Below are 23707 nucleotides of genomic sequence, written 5' to 3'. Positions count from 1 at the left end.
GTCATCTCGCCACGGTATTGTGACCAGTTGTAACCGTGCATACCGGTCGCGTTGTGGCGTCGGCCCCGGCACTCTATATCCTTGACGCAAACGTCAGCAGGACAGGGCAGTTCATGGCAAGCATCAAGATCAGGCGCCCGCGCGGCCAATTCGCCGTCAATCTTGCGGGCTTTGGCGCGCTGCTGGTGGTTGCGGTGCTGATTGCCGTGCTTCTCGTGGCGACCCGGACCCGCCTGGAGCCCACCGAACCGGTGGAGCGGGTCTGGAATGTTGAGACGCTGATCGTGGCGCGCCACGATCACCAGCCGCACATGAAGGTCTTCGGTGAACTGGCCGCAGGGCGCAGCAGCGAGATGCGGGCGCTGGTGCAGGGTGAGATCGCCGCAGTTGGTGACTATTTCCGCAATGGCGCGGCGGTCGCCAAGGGCGACCTGCTGATCGAGATCGACCGCTTCGAGTACGAGGCGGCGATTGCCGAGCTGAAGGCGACCATTTCCGAAACGCGGGCCCGTATCGCGGAAGCCGAGGCCAATAGGGACTCGGAAACAATTTCCCTGTCCCAGGACAAGGAAATGCTGGTCCTGCTGCAGCGTGACCTGGACCGGACCACGGAACTGCATGGTCGCGGCAACATCTCCGACAAGTCGCTGGACCAGGCCAAGATCGAGCTGACGCGGCAGCGCCAGACGGTGGCGCGGCGGGAGGCAGCAGTCAAAAGCAACGATGCACGCGTCGTCCAGCAGCGCGCGGCGCTGCAACGCCTGGGCATCGAACTGGAGCGGGCGGAGCGGGACCTGGAGCGGACCCGCCTGGTTGCGCCGTTCGATGGCTTCCTGTCGGAGGTCAATGCCCAGCTGGGACAGCGTGTGAGCGTCAATGACAGGATCGCGCGGCTGGTCGGCGCGGCGCAGCTGGAGGCGCGCGGACATCTGTCGGATGCCCAGTATGGCCGCCTGCTTGCGGACGGCGGTCTGGATGGTCGGCTGGCGAAGGTCGTCTGGACCGTGGGGGAGCGGAAGCTTGCCTATGATGCCGTCATCGCCCGCATCACGGCAGAGATCAGGCCTGAAACCGGCGGCGTGACCTTCTACGCATTGCTAGCGGCTGACGGGCTGGACCTGCCGATCCGTCCGGGGGCGTTCGTGAGCATCGAGCTGCCCGACAGGCGGTTTCCCGATTCCATCCGCATCCCTTCCGTGGCGCTGCACGACGAGAACCATGTCTTTGTCGTCGGGCCTGATGACCGGCTGGAGCGTCGCGCGGTGACACCGCTGGCCCGTGCCGACAATGACGTCATCGTCACGGGGGAACTGAACGACGGAGACACCATCGTCCTGACACGGTTCAACGAGATCGGGCCGGGCGTCCTGGTCCGGAGCGCGGACATGGAATCGGACAAGGCAGACCCGGTGCCGACAAAGGTTTCCAGCCGATGAACCCCGCCGATCTGGTCCGGATCTTCGTCCGGCATCCCAACGCAGCCAATCTGCTGATGGCCCTGATGCTGATAGCCGGGCTGTTCAGCCTGCAGAAGCTCAATACCCAGTTCTTTCCCGATACCGGCCTCGACTTCATCACCATCACCGTCGCCTGGCCCGGTGCGAGTGCGGAGGATGCGGATTCCAGCATCGTCTCCGCGATCGAGCCGGAGGTCCGCTTCATTGACGGCGTGAAGGAGGTCAACAGCTACTCCCAGGAAGGATCCGGGGTGGTTGTTGTCGAGTTCCAGGCCGGTTCGGACATGCAGTCCGCCCTGTCGAACGTGGATGCGGCGGTATCCGGCATCACCACCCTGCCCGAGGATGCAGAGGAGCCGCTGATCAAGCGCGCCATCCGCTACGATCTGATCTCTCGCATCTCGATCTCCGGTCCGGTGTCCGAAGCGACACTGAAGGCGCTGGCCAAGCACGTCCGGGACGGGCTGCTGGACCGCGGCATCGACCTGGTGAACTTCTTCGGCAAGCGCGACGAGGAGATCCATGTGGATGTCCCGCCGTCGTCCCTGCGCCGCCTCGACCTGACACTTGGCGATCTCTCCAAGCAGATCAGCGACACGTCGGTCGACCTGCCGTCCGGTGATCTGAGCGGCACCTCGGAGAAGCAGCTGCGCTCCCTCGGGGAACTGAAGCGCGCCGACGAAGTGGCGGGGATCGAGGTCGCGTCTGCTCCCAACGGAGAGAAGATCTTCCTGCGTGACGTGGCCCAGGTGCGCGAGAGCTTTGACAGCCGCCAGCCGGTCGGAGGGCGGGGAGAGAATCCGGCAATCGAGATGATCGTGCAGCGGTCGCTGACCACGGATGCGCTGGAGGCAGCAGCCATCGTCAACGCCTATCTGGAGGAGATAAGGGGCGTCCTGCCACCCAACATCGAGATCAGGCAGTACGACATACAGGCGTCCCTGATCTCCGACCGCATCAACCTGCTGCTGCGCAACGGTCTCAGCGGCCTGGTGCTGGTGCTGATCGTGCTTTTCGTCTTCCTGTCGGGGCGCATCGCCTTCTGGGTGGCGATGGGCATTCCGGTGGCGATCCTTGCCACCGGGGCAGTGATGCTCTGGAGCGGCCAGAGCATCAACATGGTCAGTCTGTTCGCCCTGATCATGACGCTGGGCATCATTGTCGATGATGCGATTGTCGTTGGTGAACATGCCGCGCATCTGCGCCAGCAGGGCATGAGCGCCGTGGACGCGGCGGAGGCGGGGGCGCTGCGCATGCTTGCGCCCGTGACAGCCGCCGCGCTGACCACCATCGCCGCCTTCATGCCCCTGTTTGCCATCGGCGACGTGATCGGGCAGATCATCGTGGCCATCCCGCTTGTGGTTGTGGCGGTGCTGGTGGCCAGTCTGATCGAATGTTTCTTCGTGCTGCCCGGTCATCTGCGTGGTGCGATGCGGGCCGAACCCGGTTCCGGAAACAGTCGCTACGAGAGCTTCCGGCTCTGGTTCGATACCCGCTTCAACCAGCTTCGCGACGGTCGGTTCCGGCGCGCTGTCGTCGCGGCGCTGGACTACCGCTATGTCACCATCGGCGCCATCCTTGCGGCCCTGATCATCAGCCTGGGCATTCTGGCCAGTGGCCGGGTCGGTTTCGTGTTCTTCCCCAATCCCGAGTCCGACACGATAGACGCGAATATCGAGATGGCGGCCGGCACACCGCGGGAGAACCTGCAGGACGCGCTGCTGGAACTGGAACGGGCGCTGGCCCGGGCCGAGAAGCGGGTGGCGTCGGAGACCAGCGATATCGTGGTCATGAGTTTCCAGCGTCTCGGGCAGAGTCAGGGGCGATCCTTCGAGCGTGTTTCCGGCGATCATCTGGGCGGGATGCAGGTCGAACTGGTGGCGTCCGATTACCGCAATGTCCGCACCAACGAGTTCATCGAGATCTGGCGCGAGGAGATCCCGCGCATCTCCGGCGTACGGCGGATCACGTTGCAGGAGCGGGCCGGCGGACCGCCGGGCCGGGAACTGGACATCCGGTTCCGTGGTGACGATATCGCGGAACTGAAACTCGCTGCCGAGGAACTGAAACTTGAACTGCAGCGCTTCGATGGCCTGTCGGATATCGAGGATGACCTGCCCTTCGGCAAGCAGGAGCTGATCCTGGAACTGACCCCACGCGGACGCGCGCTGGGCTTCACGACCGACAGTGTGGCCCGCCAGGTCCGCAATGCCTTCGAAGGTGCGATTGCGAAACGGTTTCCACGCGACGATGAGGAAGTGACGATCCGGGTGCAGTTGCCGGAGGCGGAGGCGACAGAGGCCGCTGTCCGCAACCTGTATCTGCGCAGTCCCTCAGGGGCGGAAACTCCGCTGGAAGGAGTTGTCTCCTTCAGGGAGGACGCCGGTTTCGCCCGCATCCGCCGCAAGGACGGCCGGCGGGAAGTCGCGATCTTCGCGGAGATCGACGAGACCGTGACCAAGCCGGGAGCCATCATCACCGCCCTGTCGGACGGGCGGGTACAGGCCATCGCGCAGCGCTACAATCTGTCCTTCCGCTTTGCGGGCAAGGCCGAGGAACAGGCGCAGACCCTGGGCGACATGAAGACCGGCGCCATGGTCGGGCTGTCCGCGATCTACATCATCCTTGCCTGGGTCTTCGCGTCCTATTCAAGACCTGTCATTGTCATGTCGATCATACCCTTCGGTCTGATCGGTGCCGTGACGGGGCACCTGATCCTCGGCTATGACATCACGATCCTGTCGCTTGTCGCCCTGATTGGTCTGGCCGGAATCCTGGTCAACAATTCCATCATCCTGGTGTCCACGATCGATGAGCGGGTGAAGGATGGCCAGACCGTCATGGAAGCCATTGTCGACGGCGCCTGTGACCGATTGCGGGCGGTGACACTCACCTCCATCACCACCATCGTCGGTCTGATCCCGCTGCTGTTCGAGACCAGCCTGCAGGCACAGTTCCTGATCCCCATGGCCGTGACCATCGTCTTCGGCCTGGCCACGGCCTCGGTGCTGGTGCTGTTCGTGGTCCCGGCGCTGCTGGGCATGCTGGAGGACATCTCCGCGTTCAGGACGCGGAACGTGAGGGGCTGGCGCACGCTTGGCGACGACCGGGACCTGTACGGGGACCGCGCCGACTGACTGACCGGGCGGTCAGCGCGGCTGGTTCAGCCGCGCGACCTCCGCCATCAGATCGACGACCGAATCCTGCTGGGTGCGGACCAGGCCGGTGGTGGCACCGGATTCCTCCCAGGCACCGAACCGCTCCCGGATCCGTTTCGCCGGACCGACCAGGCTCTTCGCGTCCACCCATTCGTCCGGCACCGCGGCGGTTGCCTCATCCTTGCGGCCCGCCAGATAGAGTTCCTGGATGCGTTCGGCAGCGTCGCCATAGCCGCGCCGGATCATCATTTCCTTGTGGTAGTTCTTGTTCTTGTGGCCCATGCCGCCGACGTAGAGCGCGACCTCCGGTTTCAGGCGGTCGAGAGCCGCCTGCACATCGTCATCCATCTCCACGTGGATCATGGCCTCCACCTCGAAGTTGTCCCAGCTCTTCTCCTCACCGCGCTTGCGCGCCCGCTCGAAGCCCTGTTCGATCCATCCCGCATATTCGTGCATCGTGCCCGGCGTGAAGCCGAGCGGCAGCCAGCCGTCGCAGATGTCGCCGCACAGGCGGACGGTCTGCTCATTCCCGGCGCCGAGGTAGATCGGAATGTCGGGGTTCATGTGCAGGATCGACTTCAGCGGCTTGCCGACACCCAGCGCACCGTCCCCGGTGTAGGGCAACTGGATCTGCTTGCCGTCATGGGTCACGGGCTCTTCCCGGCGGAAGACCTTGCGCATGATCTCGACATAGTCCTTCAGCCAGTAATAGGGGCTGCCCCAGGGACGGCCATACCAGCCCTCCACGATCTGCGGCCCGGAGACGCCCAGTCCGGCGATGAAACGTCCGCCGCCCGCCATGGCATCGACCGTCGCCGCGCACATGGCCGCGTTCGACGGCGTGCGGGCGGAGACCTGCATGATGGCGGTGCCGAGCTTGATCCGCTCCGTCTTCGCGGCGAGGAAGGCGAGGGGGGTCACGGCGTCGGAGCCATAGGCTTCCGCCGTCCACACCGAGTGGTAGCCGAGCTTCTCTGCCCGCTGCACACGCTCCACCGGCAAGTCCATCTGGCCGCCGGAATAGCCGATCATCAGTCCGAGTTTCATTGTTCTTCCTCCCCCGAGTTCATTGTGCCGCCGTGGCCGTGCACGGCTGTTGTCAGCCCATCCGCATGCCGCCGGAAATAGTGATCGTCTGCCCCGTCATGCCGTCGGATTCACTGCAGCCGAGGTAGACTGCCAGATGCGCGATCTCCACCGGTTGCAGCATGCGCCCGATCGGCACCCGGTCCACCAGCGCCTTCTGCATGGCCTCCGGCGTGATGCCGTTCAGTTCGGCATGGACGGAGAACTGGTCGATCATGTCCGTCTCGACGAAGCCGGGACAGATGGCATTGATGGTGATGTGGTCCCGGGCATGTTCCAGTGCGGCACAGCGGGTCATGCCGACAACGGCATGCTTGGAGGTGTTGTAGATGCCCTGGTTCATCGACTCCCACTTTCCGGCGGTGGAGGCGACGTTGACGATCTTTCCCCGGCCCGCGGCCTTCATGTGGCGCAGGGCGAACTGCATCGCATGGAACACGCTGTAGGTATTCACCTGCATGACCGTGTCGAAATCCTCGGGCGTGTAATCGACGAAGCGGGCCGCCTTGTAGATCCCGGCATTGTTGACCAGCACGTCCATGCCGCCGATCCGGTCGATGCAGGCGGCGATCATGCCTTCGACGGCATCCCTGTCGCTGACATCCGCTGCATGTATCTCGACCTTGCCGCCATGCTGGAGCGCGGCATCCCGCGTCGCCTCCAGTTGCTTCAGACCTGTGGCGACAAGGAACAGGTCGGCACCTTCGCGCGCATATTCTTCGGCAATGGCGCGCCCGATGCCCCGGCTGGCCCCGGTGATCAACGCCCGGCGTCCTTCAAGTCGCTTGCCCATCGCATCCTCCCCCTGATGTGTCGCCCGAGTTTAGGCCTGAATCGGTCCGGTTCCACCCCATCGGGTTGCATGGCTCCAATCAGCGGCGGGACGGATGGACAGGGCGGCTTCATCCACCCCGATCTCGCCTGTTGCGCGCCGTTGCAATGGCAGCTTGTTGTATTATCGCACTGGTCCCAGAGAAACGCGCCTGACCGAAACAAGAAAACCCGACATATCCATGAGGACATGCCGGGTTTTCCCGAAAACGTTTCAAAACCAGACGGTCAGTCGGTTGCCAGTTGCAAATTGCAGTTGGCCGCCGAGTGGCGTAGGGGCGTCAGGAGCCCTCGTAGGCGTCGACAATCTTCTCCAGGCGACGCTTGCCGGCCTGCAGCTGGCCCGGGCGCATGGTTTCGGCCAGGGCGTCACGCTGCGCGGCAGCTTCCTTGTCACCACGGTCGGCCGCAATCTGGAGGATCGCCCAGGCCTGCACCGGGTCCTGCGGCTTGCCGCGACCGTCGGCGAACATCTTTGCCAGCTTCTTCATGGCACCCTTGTGGCCCGCGCGTGCAGCGGTCTGGAACCAGTCAGCGGCCTTGGCCATGGCCTGCGCGTCTTCCTTGGCAGTGCCTTCCCCGGCTTCGAACATCAGGGCGGCACGATAGACAGCCTCCACATCGCCATTGCCGCCAGCCTTCACGAATTCCTGCAGCGCCTCGTTGAACTTGCCCTGTTCGTAGAGTGCCTCGCCTTCGTCATAGCCGGCATGGGCCATGCTGCCCATCATCAGTGCGGTCGCGAAGGTCGCGCCAAAAGCAATCTTGCGGAACATCTGGTCTACTCCTCGGTTCGTTTACGCTAGGGGATTCTATCGCCCCATGTCTCGCTGACCCCCGGCCAACACAAGTCCCCGCCAGGCGGGGTGTTGCAATCCGTGCAGCAAGGAATGGGCCAATTTTGTTAATGAAGGCTTTAGAGTCGCCGGAGAAGCGAATTTCATCCCTTTTCGATCCTTGTTCCGGTTGCGTCAGGGGCCCCGGCTGCGGGGCCTGAAGAGGCGGCGTTCCCGCCGCTTCGGCCATGGCCGGGGGCTGGATCAGCCTCCCTGTTTGGTCTATACGATCCGCTTTCAGCGTGCTGTCGGTCAAACGAGGGGAAGCCATGTCCGCATCGATCAATATTCTTGTCGGATCGATGACCGGTACAGCCGAGATGGTCGCCGAGGACATGCAGGCAAAGATCGAGGAGGTCAGTGATCATCCTGTCGAGATGATGCTGATGGATGATCTGGACGCCAGCGTGTTCGATCGGGACGGTGTGTTCCTGATCGTCACCTCCACCTACGGACAGGGCGAGGTGCCGGACAATGCGCTGGATTTCTACGAAGCCATCGATGAATCAGCGCCTGACCTGTCGGGTGTGCGGTTCGGCGTCTTCGGTCTGGGCGATTCCACCTACGGCGAGACCTACAATTTCGGTGGCAAGCTGTTCGAGGATCTGCTGACCCGGTGCGGTGCCCGTATCATCGGTGAACGGTCACAGCACAATGCCAATGGTGCGGAATTGCCGGAGGAAGCGGGGGTGGTGTGGATCCAGGAATGGATCCGCCTGATCGACGACACGGACGTTGCCGCCTGACGGGCGGTGCTGACCATGACGGATGCACCATCCTATGCACAGTTGAGCCAGGGCAGGATCGAGTATCGCTGGTTCGGCCACCGGGATCGGACCCCGACCCTGGTGCTGCTGCATGAGGGGCTGGGCTGCGTCGACCTCTGGCGAGCCTTCCCCGACGAACTGGCGGCGCGCACGGGCTGTGGTGTGCTCGCCTACAGCCGCTACGGCTATGGCCGTTCGGCACCCTGCGCCTTGCCGCGTCCGATCAGCTACATGCACGACGATGCCCGCACGGTGCTGCCGGAACTGCTGCGGCACCTGGACATCGGGGACCATGTCCTGATCGGCCATTCGGACGGTGGCTCCATTGCGCTGATCAACGCCGGGGCCTCCGCCGCACCGGGCCTGCGCGGCGTGGTCACGATGGCGGCGCATATCTTCATCGAGGATGTGAGCGTCCGTTCCATCGCCGCCGCAAGTGAGGCCTTTGCAACCGGACGCCTGCGGCAGGCGCTGGAGCGTTACCACGGTACGAATGTGGACTGTGCCTTCCGTGGATGGGCGGATTCCTGGCTCAATCCCGAATTCCTGCACTGGAATCTGGAAGAATTCCTGCCGACGATCCGTGTGCCCTGTCTGGTGATGCAGGGGGAGACGGACGCCTATGGCACGGCGGCCCAGGTCGAGGGGATCGTCGCCGGTGTCGGTTCCGGTGCCGGTATCGGGGGCAGGGCGGAGGCGCTGATGCTGACCGATTGCGGCCACGCACCGCATCAGGACCAGCCGCAGGCCACGCTGAATGCCATCGGCGCATTTGTCGCCGGAATTTCCGACGAAAGTGATCCAGAATGATCGCGTTCTCGATTATCCTCCCGTGATGGCCGGGGATTCTTCAAGAACGATCATCATGGACAGGAATGTGCCGACTGCGGCGCAACTGCGGTATCTCGCGCGTGGGCTGACCCAGCCCGGCGGGAAGCTGCCCCTGTTCGACGAGGACGGGCAGATGGTGCCGGTCGATGTGGTGCGCACCTGCATCGCGCGGGGGCTTGCGGCACCCTGGTTCGACAATCCCATCAAGCCGGACTGGATCGTATGCCGCCTGACCGAGAAGGGAAGGCGGCTCACCGGCATCACGGGCGGATATCAGACGGCGGCGGACCTGCCTGAGGCACGGCTGGCCGCCAACGACGCGGGGTAGGACATGACCGGAACCACGACCCATCTGATTCTGGCGATGGCCGTCTTCCTGATCATCCACATCGTGCCCTCAAGCGCCCTGCGCGGGCGGCTGGTGGCCATCATGGGACAGGGCGGCTATCTCGCCTTCTATTCCATCCTGTCGCTTGCCGGCATCGTCTGGGTGGTGATGGCCTTCAACGCCGCGGCGTTCAGCGGGTACCTATGGTATCTGCCCTATGTGATGAACTACGTGGCCGCAGTGCTGATCCTGCTCGGTTTCTTCCTGTTCATCGGCGGGCAGACGCAGCCCAATCCGGCTTCCGTCGGCCAGTCCGTGGCGGCGGACGATGATCCGGCGCGTGGTTTCATGCGGATCACGCGACATCCGTTCCTGGTCTCCGTCGTGCTCTGGGGTACAGCCCACATTCTGGTGCGCGGGGACTACAATGCCCTGATCTTCTTCGGCGGATTTCTGGTGCTCGCGGCGGCGGGGACGTTGCTGATCGATGCAAAGCGGCGCAAGGCCGACCCCGAAGGCTGGGCCCGCTACAGCGCCGTGACCTCAATCATCCCGTTTCTCGCCATCCTGCAGGGGCGCAACCGGCTTGTGGTCCGGGAGCTCGGCTGGTGGCGGCTGCTGCTGGCCGTGGTCGTCTTCATCGGCTTCCTGCACCTGCACCCGATCATCATGGGTGTCGATCCGCTGCCCTGAGCGACGCACTGTCCTGATCCGGAAAGTGAGAGGCCCGCGCTGGAGTTTCCGACGCGGGCCTCTTTCTTGTTCAGTTGGTTATCGCCGTTTCCTCAGCGATGACCTGCGGTTCAGGCGGCCTGGGAAAGCTGCTTCTGGCCGGAACCGATGGCGATCTCGCGGGGCTTCTCGGCCTCCGGGATCTCGTTCACCAGCTCGATGTGCAGCAGACCGTTCACCAGGTCGGCGCCGACCACCTTCACGGTGTCCGCCAGATGGAAGCGGCGGGTGAAGGCGCGACGGGCAATGCCGCGGTGCAGGAACGCGGTGCCTTCATCGGCAGCGACTTCCTCGGCCTTGCCGGAGATGGTCAGGCTGCGGCCTTCCTGATTGATTTCGAGCTCGTTCTCGCCGTAGCCGGCCACCGCCAGGCTGATGCGGTACTTGTCCTCCGCGTGGCGCACGATGTCGTATGCGGGGAAGGACTGGCTGTCGGCGGCGTTGAAGGCCGTGTCGAAGAGCCGGTCGAAACGGTCGAAGCCAACCGTGTTGCGAAGCAGGGGTGAGAGATCAAACGTACGCATGGCACATCCTCCTTGAAGCAATGTGAGTCTCGCGAGTCCCGGATGGGCAAACGCGATTTCCGATCACGATCGCCCCGCCAGGCGGCGACGACCGAGTCCATATCTTGGTGCCCACAAGGCTGGTTCAAGGGGGAGGATGGCCAAAAAAATGCCCCCGCCGCGCAGGGCGGCAGAGGCATCCTTGTATCCGGCATGCGGCGGGTCGAACCCGCCGGGCAGATCACTTCAGTCCGAAGCCCGCATACTTGCTGCGGAACTTGGCGACCTGGCCCTTGTCCATCAGACGCTGCGTGCCGCCGGTCCAGGCGGCATGGGTGGACGGATCGATGTCCAGCACCAGCGTGTCACCGGCGCTGCCCCAGGTAGAGCGCGTCTGGTAGGTATCGCCACTGGGCAGCTGCACCGTGATCTCGTGATAGTCGGGATGAATGTCCGCTTTCATGGCTCTCGTCCGCTCGTCTGGGGGCCGCACCGCGCAAGCGCGCAGACTGGCCCGTGAATGTCTCAGGAAGGCAGCTGTATAACGAAGGTGCGTCGTGCCCGCAAGCCTATAGCGACCACCGATACTCCCGCTCCGATGTCACTTGATCAAAGTGGCGCGGCATCTATGATCCGCCAGCCTTCTGGAAATGCCCCAGTGGCGGAATCGGTAGACGCGGTAGACTCAAAATCTGCTTCCGGTAACGGAGTGCCCGTTCGAGTCGGGCCTGGGGCACCAGAGGGAAATTTCCTTCGATATTTCATAGCATTGTCGTGTTTTTCTGATCCAATTCCCTCACCATCTCGAGCTGGTCGAGGAAGTGCGTTCCGCCCATGTGGGCCACGAACCGGGTAAACGCGCTGTCCGATGCATCGGCGTTCAGGATCCGCAGCGGGCGCCCCGTTACACATTTTTGCAGGCTCTGAACCAGTGCCTTTCCCAGGCCGTTCCGTCGGCACGCCGGATGCACCGCGACCTGTGCAATGACGCCCGGTGTGCGCAACAGCACGGCGTAGCCTGACAGCTCTCCCTGCTCATGATGTGTGGCGCAAACGGCTGAATCACCTGCGGCAAGGATGGATTCATCGTCGTGCTGCCAACTCGGCTCCCAGTCCCGCACCTGTCTGGCTGACAGCATCACATCCTGCCATGACCGGTCGACGGCAACGGTGGCTGGTGCCGGATCCTCGTCGGTGTCGTCAGGGGGGACCAGGGTGAAACAGCCGAGCCGCCTTCGTTCGGTGAAGCCAAGAGACCGGTAAAGGGACAGTGCGGGCGCGTTGTCGCTGATCACCTCGAGCTGCATGCTGGTCATGCCGGCTTCGGTGATCGCGGCAATGCAGCGTGCACCCAGCATGCGCGACAGGCCCCGACGCCGGTGTTCCGGGGTGCAGCCGCTGGTGATCGGGTAAGCCGACCTGTCGCGACGTCCGACGAACCAGAAGGCGGCGACCTTGTCTCCGGCAAGCACGACCCGCGACAGGTCGGGGTCGAATGATCGCTGGTCAAGCATGTTCATGAACCCGTCCAGATCGGACTTCATGGGGACCGGATAGTCGGCGAAGGCGGCCAGCATGGCCCGATGCAGATCCTCCGGCCGCTGATCCGCGGCGGTTGCGAATACTGGGGACACTTGCTGGGCCTTCCATGCTGGGTGAGGGGCCGGGCTGTGCGGCTGATCTCCTTCGGTGACTGTGTCCTGCTGGTACCACGTGACGCCATATGTGGTGTGCGAAGATTGTTGCCGGAATATGCCAAGCCCGGAAACCCGCCGTTCGCGCCACCTGACGCCCCCTGCATGTAGATTTCGGCCTGCCCAAAGGCACCAGATATTGTGATTTCCGATTGACGGGAATGGGCCATGGAACGCAATATGTTGTGGTTGTTGCGGGCGCGGACAGGGCTGCGGCGCAACAGATAGTACATGATTCAAAAACACGGCTACGCGCCAACCCGCGAATCGGAGAGAGTGTTCCGGTTTGCGGGAACAGAGGGGAAGACCAATGCGCATTGAGCGGCGTTTCACGAAGGACGGGGCGGATGCCTACGACGCCATCGAGTTCCGGACGACGACCAGCGAGATCCGGAATCCGGACGGCTCGGTCGTCTTCCGTCTGGACCGCATGAATGTGCCGAAGGCATGGAGCCAGGTGGCGTCTGACGTGCTGGCGCAGAAGTACTTCCGCAAGGCTGGCGTCCCCGCGCGACTGAAGCCGCATGCGGAGGATGATGTGCCCGTCTGGCTGCAGCGCCGTGTCCCCGATGAGGAGGCGCTGGCCGAACTGCCGAAGTCGGAGCGTGTCACCGGCGAAAGTGATGCACGGCAGGTTTTCGACCGGCTCGCCGGCACCTGGACCTACTGGGGCTGGAAGGGCGGCTACTTCGATGCGGAAAAGGACGCCCGCGCCTATTACGACGAGATGCGCTACATGCTCGCGAAGCAGATGGCGGCCCCGAACTCCCCGCAGTGGTTCAACACCGGCCTGCACTGGGCCTATGGCATCGATGGCCCGGCGCAGGGCCACTACTATGTCGATTTCCGTACCGGCGAGCTGACCGAGTCGCAGACTGCCTACGAACATCCGCAGCCCCATGCCTGCTTCATCCAGTCCGTCAGCGATGACCTGGTGAACGAGGGCGGGATCATGGACCTGTGGGTGCGTGAGGCGCGGCTGTTCAAGTATGGCTCCGGCACCGGCACCAACTTCTCCGCCCTGCGTGGCGCGAACGAGCCGCTGTCCGGCGGGGGCCGCTCGTCCGGCCTGATGAGCTTCCTGAAGATCGGTGACCGTGCCGCAGGTGCGATCAAGTCCGGTGGCACCACCCGCCGGGCCGCGAAGATGGTGACCATCGACCTCGACCATCCGGACATCGAGGAATACATCATGTGGAAGGTCGTGGAGGAGCAGAAGGTCGCGGCCCTCGTCTCCGGCTCCACCCTGGCCAACCGCCACCTGAATGCGATCATCGGTGCCTGCTGGGTCGATACCTTTGCGCCCGACGACGACCGTCGTCTGGATCCGAAGGAGAACAGCGCCCTGAAGACCGAGATCATCGCCGCGCGCAAGGCCGTGATCCCGGAGAACTATATCCAGCGTGTGATCCAGTTCGCCGGGCAGGGCTATCGCCACATCGATATCCCGGTCTACGACAAGGACTGGGATTCGGACGCCTACCTGACCGTTTCCGGCCAGAACTCCAACAATTCCGTGCGCGTGCCGAACGCCTTCCTGGATGCCGTGGAGCGCGGTGGCGACTGGGAGCTGAAGTTCCGCACCGACGAGAAGTCGGGCAAGCGCGTCAACGCGGCGGAACTGTGGGAGAAGGTCTGCTACGCCGCATGGGCCTCCGCCGATCCGGGCGTGCAGTTCGACACCACCATCAATGACTGGCACACCTGCCCGGAGGATGGCCGCATCAATGCGTCCAATCCGTGCTCCGAGTACATGTTCCTGGACGACACGGCCTGCAATCTGGCCTCCCTGAACCTGATGACCTTCCGCAAGGCCGACGCCAGCTTCGATATCGAGGCCTTCGAGCATGCGGTGCGGCTCTGGACGGTGACGCTGGAAGTCTCCGTCATGATGGCGCAGTTCCCGTCGAAGGAGATTGCGGAACTCAGCTATCGCTTCCGCACGCTGGGTCTCGGCTTTGCCAACATCGGCGGCCTGCTGATGGCACAGGGGCTGGGCTATGACTCGGACGAGGGGCGGGCGCTTTGCGGTGCCATCACCTCCCTGATGACCGGTGTGTCCTATGCGACGTCCGCCGAGATGGCGGGCGAACTGGGGGCCTTCCCCGGCTATGCGAAGAACGCGAAGCACATGCTGCGGGTGATCCGCAATCATGCCCGTGCTGCCGAAGGCAAGCAGGACGGCTATGAGGAACTGTCGATCAAGCCGGTGCCGCTGGATGTGCGGTCCTGCCCGGATCAGGCGCTGGTCAAGGCCGGACAGCGGTCCTGGCAGCGGGCGCTCGACCTGGGTGAGAACCATGGCTTCCGCAACGCGCAGGCCAGTGTCATTGCCCCGACGGGTACCATCGGCCTGGTGATGGATTGCGACACCACCGGCATCGAACCGGATTTCGCCATCGTGAAGTTCAAGAAGCTGGCCGGCGGCGGCTACTTCAAGATCATCAACCGCACGGTGCCGGAGGCGCTGACGAAGCTCGGCTATACCGACAGCCAGCGGGATGCGATCATCAACTATGCCGTTGGCCATGCCACGCTGGACGGCGCACCGTTCATCAATACCGAGACCCTGAAGGCACGTGGCTTCTCCGACTTCCAGCTCGAACAGCTCGAAGACGGAATCAAGAGCGCCTTCGACATCCGTTTCGCCTTCAACCGCTACACCCTGGGTGAGGACTTCTGCCTGCGGGTACTGGGTTTTGAACCGGAACAGCTCGACGACCTGAACTTCGACATGCTCGCGGGCATGGGTTTCAGCAAGTCCGAGATCGAGGCGGCCAATACCTACGTCTGCGGCGCCATGACCGTGGAGGGTGCGCCGCACCTGAAGGACGAGCACCTGATCGTCTTCGACTGCGCCAACCCCTGTGGCCGTATCGGCAAGCGCTACCTGTCCGCCGAGAGCCACATCCGGATGCTGGCGGCATCGCAGCCCTTCATCTCGGGTGCGATCTCCAAGACGATCAACATGCCGAACAGCGCCAAGGTGGCGGACTGCGAGCAGGCCTACATGCTGTCCTGGCGTCTGGGTCTGAAGGCCAATGCGCTCTATCGCGATGGGTCCAAGCTGTCCCAGCCGCTCAACGCCGTGGCACTGGACGAGGAAGGCGAGACGCTGGAAGAGGCCGTGGCCGAAGCCTCGCTGACCGAAAAGGCGCAGATCGTGGCGGAACGGATCATCGAGAAGATCGTCGTTCGCGAACGGGACCGCCTGCCCAGCCGTCGCAAGGGCTACACCCAGAAGGCCCTGGTCGGGGGACACAAGGTCTACCTGCGGACCGGCGAGTTCGACGATGGCCGCATCGGCGAGATCTTCATCGACATGCACAAGGAAGGCGCCGCCTTCCGCAGCCTGATGAACAATTTCGCCATCGCGATCTCCATCGGCCTGCAGTACGGCGTGCCGCTGGAGGAATATGTGGAGGCCTTCACCTTCACCCGCTTCGAGCCGAACGGCATCGTGCAGGGCAACGACGCGATCAAGAACGCGACGTCGATCCTCGACTACATCTTCCGGGAACTGGCGGTCAGCTATCTTGGCCGCAACGACCTGGCGCATGTGGAACCGAGCGACCTGCGCGCCGATGCCATCGGTGACGGCGCCGACGAAGGCAATCTGCCTGACCTGACCAAGGGCGAGGAAGAGGTCCGCGCCGCCGATGCGGCCCTGACCCATGCGATGGGTCTGGCGTCCACCGGTTACGTCCGCTCCAACCTCTATGTCCTGAACCCGGAGAAGCGTCAGGCTGCGGCCCAGACGCTGGAGGAAACCGCGACCGTAATGCGGTCCGCCGGGGGGACTTCGGGCGGGGCAACCGTCAGCCAGACCGTGGCCTATTCCGAGACCAAGACGGTCAGCGCCTCCAGTGGAGCCGGCAACGGCCGCGCCAAGCAGGTCGCGGAAGCCCGGATGAAGGGCTACGAAGGCGACTCCTGCGACGATTGCGGCAACTTCACCCTGGTCCGCAACGGCACCTGCATGAAGTGCGACACCTGCGGCGCGACGACCGGCTGTTCCTGACAACAGCCAGTCCGGACGAAACGGAAAAGGCCCGGCGGAGACAATCCGCCGGGCCTTTTTCGTGTTCGGTCCATTGCGCGGCAAGCCGCACTGACCGCTTGTCTTGCGTCCGACAGGACATTCAGGGTTCTGACCGCATTACCATCTCGATGATTGCCGTTGCGGGGGGCTAGACTGGCCGCTGGAACGGCGTGATTTCGCGACAGACGGAAGGGGAGACCGCAGCGATGACCGAGACCAATGATGAAGTGCTCTATGACGTGGCCGACCATGTCGCGACGATCACGCTCAACTGCCCGGACCGGATGAACACCATCTCCCGTCCGATGCTGGAGAGTATTTCGGCGCTGCTGCTGCAGGCGCGCGACGACACGGACGTCCGGGTGATCGTGCTGACAGGGACCGGGCGGGCGTTCTGTGCCGGGCTGGACCTGCGCCGGGACGCGAGTGGCGGCAGCCGGGGCATCCTGGAACCGAATGCACCGGTCAGGACAACCATCGACCTGCGCAATACGCCGCCCACCGTGCTGCATGAAATCGACAAGCCGACCATCTGCGTGCTGAACGGGTCTGCTGCCGGATACGGGTTCGACATGGCGCTCGGGTGCGATATCCGCGTGATGTCCGACAGCGCCAAGCTCTCGGCCGCCTTCACCAAGCGCGGGATCGTGCCGGAGTCCGGCGGAACCTGGCTGCTGCCCCGGATGCTCGGCTGGGCGAAGGCGTCGGAACTGATCTTCTCCGGTCGGACTCTCGATGCGCAGCAGAGTCTGGATCTTGGTCTGGTTAGCAGCATTCACCCGGCCGACAAGGTGGCGGAGGCGGGCGCGGCCCTTGCCGCCGAGATCGCGGCCAACGCACCGCTGGCCGTGCAGGCGTCGAAGCGGATGATGCGCATGGGTCTGGACGAGGGCTTCAGCGACCACGTCCACCACGTCTATCTGCAACTGCTGCCGCTCATGCAGACGGAGGACCAGAAGGAAGGCATGGCCGCCTTCATGGAGAAGCGCGAGGCGGTGTTCCGGGGCAGATAGCCTGTCGGCCTTCCTATTCGTCGGTGCCCGACGCGTCGCCCGGCCGGTTGATCATGCCGATCAGCAGGGGCAGCCCGGTCGTCTGTTCCCGGATCATCAGCACGAAGGGCCGGTCGAAGTTCAGTTCCACCGGCTCTGCACCGGCACGGGTGCCGATGGCGATCGTCGCTGCCGCCACTTTCGATCCCTTCTCGTCGACGGTCAGCGCGACCTGCTGGCGTATCGGGCCGGGACGCGTTGCCGGTGTCAGCATGGATGAACCCAGCAGGGGATCGTCGAGCACGTCGCCCAGCCGCGCCTGATGAAGCAACTGATCCAGACTGGCCGTTGCGTCCAGTTTCATGCGGGGCAGTCGCAGTGTGAGCGAATGGGAGTCGGTTGCGGCCACAGGGACGGTCAGGCCGCCAACGGTCTCGCAGGCCATCCTGCCGAAGCTGCCGAGTTCGAACGCCGTCGGCTGCACCAGCACCGCCTCGAAGCGCCCGTCGCCATAGGGCAGGGTCAGCCAGTCACCATGGGCGTCACGGCGATGCGGCAGGACCTGCCGGCGCGACTGCATCATCGCCACTTCCGTGGCCAGGGGTGTTCCCGATGCGAAGGCGGCGCGGCGCGTTTCCTCCGGGTCGAAGGGCGTGCTCCAGGCACCGCTGAAGGCAAGTACATCGGCCATCAGAATGGTCGTTTCGGCGGGGATGTCGGTGATGGCCTCCGCGATCATGCCGTCCGTCCGGTCACTGATCCATGCGTTGATCCGGTCGGTGGTGGCCGGGTCGGCAGGGTCCATGGCCTGCAGGCCGGCCCCGGCATGCAGGGCGAAGTAGGTGCGGGGTTCGTGGTTCCTGTCGTGCCAGATTCCGGTCGCCAGTCGCAGGGTCACATCGGGAGAGGCGTCCGCAGATAGCCGCGCCCGGTCCAGGCTGACGCCGAATGCCAGCGACCCGCCCAGGAATTCCGGCCAGGCCAGCAATGCCGCAATCTTCTGGCGGACGGGCAGGGGACTGCCCGCACCGATCATGGCCAGTATCCGGCCCGCTCCGGTCGGGGCGATCAGCACGTTCCGGTCCGGAGCGGTCTGCAGTGCTGCGCTGGCCAGACAGAAGCCGAGCCGCTCCAGCCCCACCGCGACGCGGCGCGCCGGATCCAGGGCGTCGAGCTGTCCGGAGCTGCTGTCGGCCGCTGCGGGGACGGTGGCCGCCAGGCCGCCAAGTACCCCGGCGGTTGCCAGTCCGAGAAGGAGCCTCCGAACCTTGCGCATGTTGCCGCCCCGTTCCCTGGTCATTGGACAATCTCATATTCAACCGCATGCATCGTCCAGTCGGGCAGACGCATGGCAAAGCCGTCCCGTTGCGGCTGACGCAGACCCGCGGCAACGTCGGAGAGATAGGCGCGCAGGTCCTTGATGGTCTCCAGGTCGCTATGGCGGTCCAGCACCTTCGCCACTTCCGATTCCGGATCGGCGAGGATGGCCACCAGTCGACCCTGACCCAGCGGCGGACCCGCCACGAAGTCATAGCCGTCAGCGAGCTTCGGGAACGTCATCGTCTCGCCCGCGTCGATGCGCGATGTCTGTCCGGCGGCAACAGCCAGCCTGTTCGGGAAGATCTGCACCATCTGACCATCGGAGCGGACGTCGATCACGAACAGGCGCCCCTCCCGCCGGGCGGTCACCGACAGTCGAATCCGGTCGCCAACCTTCACGGTGCTGGTCGGCGTCACTTCCAGATGGACGACACTCTTCCGCGGCTTCTTCGGGCCATCGACGACGGTCTCCTCCGGCGCACCCTCCGGACGTGGCGGACGGACGGAAGGGTTCGGTTCAGGTCTGGCCGACGGCGGTGGCACCGCGGCTGCCGCAACCTGCTGCGGTGCCGATGCGTCTGCCGTGGCGGCCAACGCGACCGGCGCCGGTTCCGTCTGGCCGACCGGTGCTGATGGTGTGCCGGTGGCCGATTCCAGGATGGCACGGTGGACCGGGCGTCTGGAGATGACGTCGGTAAGGTATGCCTCCGATGCCGCCTCCAGCGTGGGGGTCAGCCCGATTCCGCATGATCCGGGATTCTGCTTGCAATAGCTGCCCGCGCGCTGCCTCAGGTGATCCAGCAGCTCGGCGTGCGAGACAATCCCGTCCCCGTCCGCGTCAGCCGCCCTGTTCCGCAACCCCTCGACAAAGGCTGAGGTGAAGACACCGCCCGGCGGCGAGGCGCTGCGGTCGACCAGGGCGAGCTCCCGCTCGGAGACCGCTGTCCAGACAACCAGATTGTCGTTGCGCAGATCGATCAGGTCGTTGGCATTGGTCCGGGTACGCATGGAACTGCGCGGCAGCGGCTTGAAGGTGCCGCCCAGCCGGAAATCCAGGGAACGCGCATTGGCCGTGTCGGGCACGTTCGCGGCGAGATTCCGGGTGACGGAGCCCGAGAAACAGGAATCGAAGATCGCCGTCACCCGCCTGTCCGCGATCGCACGCAGCAGGACGCCGATGTCGTCGTCCACGATGACGCGCATGACAGCGGGGCGGATCAGGTCACGGGCCCGAAAGCGGTTGGCATCGTAGGGCACAATGGCTTCATCGATCGCGTCGGCCTCGTCGCCGTTCAGGTCCTGCTGGTGAAAGCCGTGTCCGGCGAAATAGAGCAGTGCCAGGTCATCGGGCCGGGTCTGGGCCGTCAGCCACTGCTCGAAAGCCAGATGAATGTTGGCCCGTGTCGCCTGGGAATCGGTCAGGACCATGATCTGGTCCTCCGTGAAGCTGCCATCGGCCAGCAGCAGGGCACGGATGCGCTCCACATCGGCGACGCTGCCGGTCAGGTCGAAGTCGTCATCCCAGTAGTCGTCGATGCCGATCAGCAGGGCGCGATTGCCTGCCGGGCGCTGGGGAATGTCGAGGGTGGCCAGATTCGGCGGTGGCAGGCGCGGGGAAACCGGCGCCAGGATCGTGCCGATGTTCATGGCGCTGCCGGTAGGAGCCGTGGCCGGGCTGTCAGGCGTGTCACCAGCGCCGGTCGGCGCCTGGGCAGCAGCCTGAGGCAGCACAACGACTGAATCGGAAGAGACCAGCGCCGACTCGAGGACGGGCGGCGCTGCCGCGGCCACCATCTGGGGATCATTCTCGAAACCGGTGAGGGTCGCGATGCTGAGGCGCGTTCGTTCCGCAATCCAGTCGAGGTAGCTGGTGATCCGGGTATAGACGCCATAGCGTCCGGCAACGGCGCAGCCCGCGCCCCAGCTGACGATGCCCAACTGCACGAAATCACCGTTCCCGTCCCGCACCAGCAACGGCCCGCCGCTGTCGCCCTGGCAGGTATCGCGCCCGCCTTCGTCCAGTCCGGCGCAGATCATGCCGGGCTGGAGATAGGTGCCGTAGACCTGCTTGCACTTGTCGTAGCCCTGCAGTGGCACGCTGGTTTCCAGCAGTCGGCCCGATGCGCCGCCGCCTTCCTCCACGGCGCCGAATCCGATCACGAGGCCCGGCGTGTCCTGTACGCCCAGCACCTCTTCGTCCGCAGGTGCCATCAGGCGCACCGGCACGAACGGCAGCGGCTCCGCCAGCCGGAGCAGGGATACGTCGTTCGGGTGATTGATGGCTGATCCGTCGTAGTCCGGGTGAACGTGTATCTCCCTGACGCCGACGATGACGCCGTGTCCCTCCTCCAGCTGCGTTGTGCCGGCGAGGACACGGATGCTGTTCGGCCTGTCGGCGACGGCATGGGTGCAATGGGCGGCAGTCAGGATCCAGTCGGCCGAGATGATGGTGGCACCGCAGGTATAGCGGAGGCCGGCGCGGTTGATGTTCAGCAACACCTGCCAGGGACGTGCGCCCGACTGGACCTCGTGGCCGCCGATGATGCGGGCAACCGGTTTGGGGGGCTCTTCGGCGGTGACATGCGGCGACAGCAGCATGGCAAGAAAGCCGAGAACAAGGCCGAGGCCCAGGGTCCTTCGTGGCGGCAAGGCTGTCTTCGGTCGGTTCATTGGCTTGCTCCCCCACCGGCGGCAGAGACGATTGGCAGGACGGCCACCCGGAAGTCGCGCCGCTCCAGCAGTGCGCTGACACGGGTCGCCATGTCTGGGTCAAAGGGCCGCCCGTCCCAGTCCCTGAAGGTCTGATACAGGTCCTGCGCCGGTTCCGCTGTCGCGATGATCACCACGCTGTCGGTTCCGAATGGTCCCAGGATCGCGAGGTCATCCAGCAATCCCCCCGGCCGGTCGGACTGACCACGCGCTTCCGGATAAAGCATCTGCACCGTCCCGTGTCCGGTGATGTTGGCGATGAGACGGTGGGGCAGTTCCGCGTCTCCGATCCGGATCGAAAAGCGCTGTCCAAAGGACCACAGACCGTGATCCGGCACCGTCCGGGCATCCAGGGGACTGTGTCGGGCCAGCAGATGCAGCCGGTCAATGGCCAGTCGGCTCTGCGTGATCTGTCCGGCCATGCCGACCGTCGCCTGTTCTGCAACCAGATCACCTCTTGCGGAGAAGGCATGCCGCCGCGTCGGCTCGATCGAGATCGTCCGGTTCAGCGGGATCGGGAGTGCGACGTGGTCTCCGCCTGCGCTGCCCCGGCTGAAGAAGAGGGTCGATTTCGGTGCGAAGCGATAGTGAATGCCTGGCCGCGCCGCGCCATCCGTGACCTGGCGCATTGTCGCGCGGATGTGGCGGTCCAGTTCGCCGGCGGTAATGCGTGCGTTGCCATCGCGATCCGCCGCGCCCCGGATTGCCTGGGCGAAGGCATGGCTGAGTGCGCCGCGCGTCGTTGTGGTCGCACTGTGGGTGCCATCCGTCAGCTCGAACGTCGGTGCCGCGTGATCCGGTTCCGCGGTCGCCTGCAGGACCATGGTGCGCGGCGGCATCTGCTCCAGTCCCGACAGTGACGAGGCCCGATAGACTTCCGCGAGTGCTGCAAATCCGGCGGATGACTCGGGCCACCGGCGTACCGCCTGCACCGGAAGTCCTCTCGCTTGCGGCGCGCTGCCTGGACTGCTCGCCGGTCGGCGGGGCGCATCGACATAGCCCGTGTCGAGCAACAGCATGGCGAGGGCGCCCCTTGCCGCAATGTCGGAGGCCCACAGTGCAAGCTCTCCGTCCCGGATCCCGGTGGTGAGGTCGCCATCGCCCATCCGCAGGACCTCGTCCAACTGGTCGGGCTCGCTGCCCAGCGCCTGTTCCGGCTGCTGGCCGCCCGCCCCTGCATAGGAAAAGAAGATCAGGTCGCCCGCTGCGGCACGGGACTGCAGCATTGCAAGTTCCCGGCGCACGGGACCTGGTCTTGCGTCAGGGCCGGTCAGGACCGTGATGTCGCTGCCGTGTACATGCCGCAGTGCGTCTGCGAGTTCGGCGGCATCGCGTTCCGCGCCCGGCGCGTCCAGTTCGACCGCCACCACAAGCGCGCGCAGTTCAGCCTGGCCCGGGGCGGAAATCAGCAAGGCCAGCAGGGTAACGGGTACGAGTATCAGCCGCCGCATGTGGCCGTGGCCAAGCCGACGCATATCTCCACCCGTCGATCAAGCCGCCACTGATCCTCCAGCGGCAGGGCATTCCGGCCGTCAATCGGGAAGGGCTGGCTCTCGCCGCGTCCGATCGCCGTGACATTGCCGGAAAATCCGGCCTCCCTGATCTTCTCCGCGATTGCCGCGGCCCTGCGCTCCGAAAGGGCCTCGTTGTAGCCCTCTTCGCCGCGCTCGTCGGCGTGTCCGACGACCGTGACGATATCCGGATTCTCGTTCAGCAGCCGCTCGACCAGTTGCGAGACGGTCTTCTCCCCATCATCCGTCAGTTCCGTCGAGTCGGTTTCGAACGCGATCGGCTCCCGCCGGACGGTCGGATTGAATCCGCGCACGGAGCCGAGCGCATACCCGCCCTTTCGCTGCGTGGCGGGGTCGAGGTCGACGGGGACATGGGTGGGGGAGAGCAGGCGCGCTTCCTCCATCTTCTGATGGATCATGCGCACGAAGCCGGGGCCCGGATCAAAGTCCTGCCAGCTCTGGCCGGTGTCCGCGAGCAATGTCATCGCGCGCTGGTAGGCCATGGCCGCCGCCGCGTAATGGCCTGCCGCACGGTAGCCGTCGCCCAGCGCCTCCAGCACCAGGGGCTGCGGCACGTCGAGCTGCAGCGCCGCCAGTTCGGGTGGTGCCGCGGCCTTGTGAATGTCGGCAGGCGGGTTGCCGGCAATTCCTGCGGTCGCGACCCGTGCCACAGCCACCCGGATCCAGTTCCGGAATCCCGGCGGGCAGGGGGCAACGGTTGCTGTTCTGGACATCTGTCTCAGGGATTGCAGGTCACCCCGCGTGAAGGCCTGCGTGGCGGCATCGGCGTCGGGGCAATCGTCGGCCTGTGCCGCCGAGGTTCCGACTGCGAGCAGAACCGGCACCGCGACGAGTGCGGACAGGCAGGTTCCGAAGGCATGGCGACTGGCTCTCATTCCAGCATTTCCCA

At 64.7% G+C, this 23707-nt stretch carries 18 protein-coding genes and 1 tRNA gene; 9 read left to right on the top strand and 10 right to left on the bottom strand.

The features are described 5' to 3' along the window. Positions 1-113: 113 nt before the first annotated feature. Both QGV54_RS11615 and QGV54_RS11610 read left to right on the top strand, forming a co-directional pair. Positions 114-1436: an efflux RND transporter periplasmic adaptor subunit gene (locus QGV54_RS11615; protein ID WP_281016675.1), complete on the top strand. Its 1323-nt coding sequence runs from the start codon at positions 114-116 to the stop codon at positions 1434-1436. Next, positions 1433-4594 (top strand): efflux RND transporter permease subunit, encoded by a 3162-nt coding sequence (locus tag QGV54_RS11610; RefSeq protein WP_281019912.1) that lies wholly within the window; start codon positions 1433-1435, stop codon positions 4592-4594. Before QGV54_RS11615 ends, QGV54_RS11610 begins: the two co-directional genes overlap by 4 nt. Before the next feature lie 12 nt (positions 4595-4606). On the opposite strand, the gene QGV54_RS11605 is transcribed toward QGV54_RS11610, so the two are convergent. The 3 genes from QGV54_RS11605 to QGV54_RS11595 all read right to left on the bottom strand — a co-directional run bounded on the left by QGV54_RS11605 (position 4607) and on the right by QGV54_RS11595 (position 7308). After that, positions 4607-5662, bottom strand: a complete 1056-nt coding sequence (locus QGV54_RS11605) for an LLM class F420-dependent oxidoreductase (RefSeq protein ID WP_281016677.1) — start codon at positions 5660-5662, stop codon at positions 4607-4609. 52 nt (positions 5663-5714) lie between these two features. Then, entirely contained in the window at positions 5715-6494 is a 780-nt protein-coding gene (locus QGV54_RS11600) for an SDR family NAD(P)-dependent oxidoreductase (RefSeq protein ID WP_281016678.1), read from the bottom strand. A 319-nt stretch (positions 6495-6813) separates the two neighbouring features. After that, the gene (locus QGV54_RS11595; protein WP_281016679.1) at positions 6814-7308 is read right to left on the bottom strand and encodes a tetratricopeptide repeat protein; all 495 of its coding nucleotides are present in this window, start codon (positions 7306-7308) and stop codon (positions 6814-6816) included. A gap of 329 nt (positions 7309-7637) precedes the next feature. Here QGV54_RS11595 and QGV54_RS11590 point away from each other — a divergent pair, with 329 nt between their 5' ends. Genes QGV54_RS11590 through QGV54_RS11575 form a run of 4 tightly spaced genes read left to right on the top strand, consistent with a single transcriptional unit; the run spans position 7638 to position 9987 of the window. After that, positions 7638-8114, top strand: a complete 477-nt coding sequence (locus QGV54_RS11590; RefSeq protein ID WP_281016680.1) for a flavodoxin domain-containing protein — start codon at positions 7638-7640, stop codon at positions 8112-8114. A gap of 15 nt (positions 8115-8129) precedes the next feature. Then, positions 8130-8945: an alpha/beta hydrolase gene (locus tag QGV54_RS11585; protein ID WP_281016681.1), complete on the top strand. Its 816-nt coding sequence runs from the start codon at positions 8130-8132 to the stop codon at positions 8943-8945. Between the two features lie 55 nt (positions 8946-9000). Then, positions 9001-9294, top strand: coding sequence for a hypothetical protein (locus tag QGV54_RS11580; RefSeq protein ID WP_281016682.1), 294 nt, complete (start codon positions 9001-9003; stop codon positions 9292-9294). A gap of 3 nt (positions 9295-9297) precedes the next feature. Then, entirely contained in the window at positions 9298-9987 is a 690-nt protein-coding gene (locus QGV54_RS11575) for an NnrU family protein (RefSeq protein ID WP_281016683.1), read from the top strand. Between the two features lie 110 nt (positions 9988-10097). On the opposite strand, the gene QGV54_RS11570 is transcribed toward QGV54_RS11575, so the two are convergent. Continuing rightward, on the bottom strand, positions 10098-10550 hold the full coding sequence (locus tag QGV54_RS11570; RefSeq protein ID WP_281016684.1) for an Hsp20 family protein: 453 nt from the start codon (positions 10548-10550) through the stop codon (positions 10098-10100). 220 nt (positions 10551-10770) lie between these two features. After that, positions 10771-10992 (bottom strand): 50S ribosomal protein L31, encoded by a 222-nt coding sequence (rpmE, locus tag QGV54_RS11565; protein ID WP_281016685.1) that lies wholly within the window; start codon positions 10990-10992, stop codon positions 10771-10773. 189 nt (positions 10993-11181) lie between these two features. Between rpmE and QGV54_RS11560 the strand changes: the two genes are divergently transcribed. Continuing rightward, a tRNA-Leu gene (locus QGV54_RS11560) sits at positions 11182-11268 on the top strand. A gap of 22 nt (positions 11269-11290) precedes the next feature. On the opposite strand, the gene QGV54_RS11555 is transcribed toward QGV54_RS11560, so the two are convergent. Then, the gene (locus QGV54_RS11555) at positions 11291-12106 is read right to left on the bottom strand and encodes a GNAT family N-acetyltransferase (protein ID WP_348637612.1); all 816 of its coding nucleotides are present in this window, start codon (positions 12104-12106) and stop codon (positions 11291-11293) included. 427 nt (positions 12107-12533) lie between these two features. On the opposite strand from QGV54_RS11555, the gene QGV54_RS11550 reads away from it, so the two are divergent. Both QGV54_RS11550 and QGV54_RS11545 read left to right on the top strand, forming a co-directional pair. After that, positions 12534-16244 carry a vitamin B12-dependent ribonucleotide reductase gene (locus QGV54_RS11550; protein ID WP_281016687.1) on the top strand — a complete coding sequence of 1237 codons (3711 nt, stop codon included), beginning with the start codon at positions 12534-12536 and terminating at the stop codon, positions 16242-16244. Positions 16245-16471: 227 nt separating this feature from the next. After that, positions 16472-17278 carry an enoyl-CoA hydratase-related protein gene (locus QGV54_RS11545; protein WP_281016688.1) on the top strand — a complete coding sequence of 269 codons (807 nt, stop codon included), beginning with the start codon at positions 16472-16474 and terminating at the stop codon, positions 17276-17278. 13 nt (positions 17279-17291) lie between these two features. Here QGV54_RS11545 and QGV54_RS11540 read toward each other — a convergent pair whose 3' ends face one another. The 4 genes from QGV54_RS11540 to QGV54_RS11525 are packed head-to-tail and all read right to left on the bottom strand — an operon-like array spanning position 17292 to position 23693. Beyond that, positions 17292-18557, bottom strand: coding sequence for a serpin family protein (locus QGV54_RS11540; RefSeq protein ID WP_281016689.1), 1266 nt, complete (start codon positions 18555-18557; stop codon positions 17292-17294). Beyond that, positions 18554-21247: a trypsin-like serine protease gene (locus tag QGV54_RS11535; protein ID WP_281016690.1), complete on the bottom strand. Its 2694-nt coding sequence runs from the start codon at positions 21245-21247 to the stop codon at positions 18554-18556. The genes QGV54_RS11540 and QGV54_RS11535 overlap by 4 nt, the downstream gene beginning before the upstream one ends. Next, on the bottom strand, positions 21244-22761 hold the full coding sequence (locus tag QGV54_RS11530; protein ID WP_281016691.1) for a caspase family protein: 1518 nt from the start codon (positions 22759-22761) through the stop codon (positions 21244-21246). Before QGV54_RS11530 ends, QGV54_RS11535 begins: the two co-directional genes overlap by 4 nt. Next, complete coding sequence (locus QGV54_RS11525) at positions 22725-23693, bottom strand: OmpA family protein (RefSeq protein WP_281016692.1); 969 nt, start codon at positions 23691-23693, stop codon at positions 22725-22727. Before QGV54_RS11525 ends, QGV54_RS11530 begins: the two co-directional genes overlap by 37 nt. Positions 23694-23707 lie beyond the last annotated feature (14 nt).

Origin of the sequence: Minwuia sp. IMCC3060 (assembly GCF_029909435.1) — a bacterium.
In the GTDB taxonomy this organism is placed as follows: Bacteria; Pseudomonadota; Alphaproteobacteria; order Minwuiales; family Minwuiaceae; genus Minwuia.
This window is presented reverse-complemented; position numbering and strand designations above follow the sequence as displayed.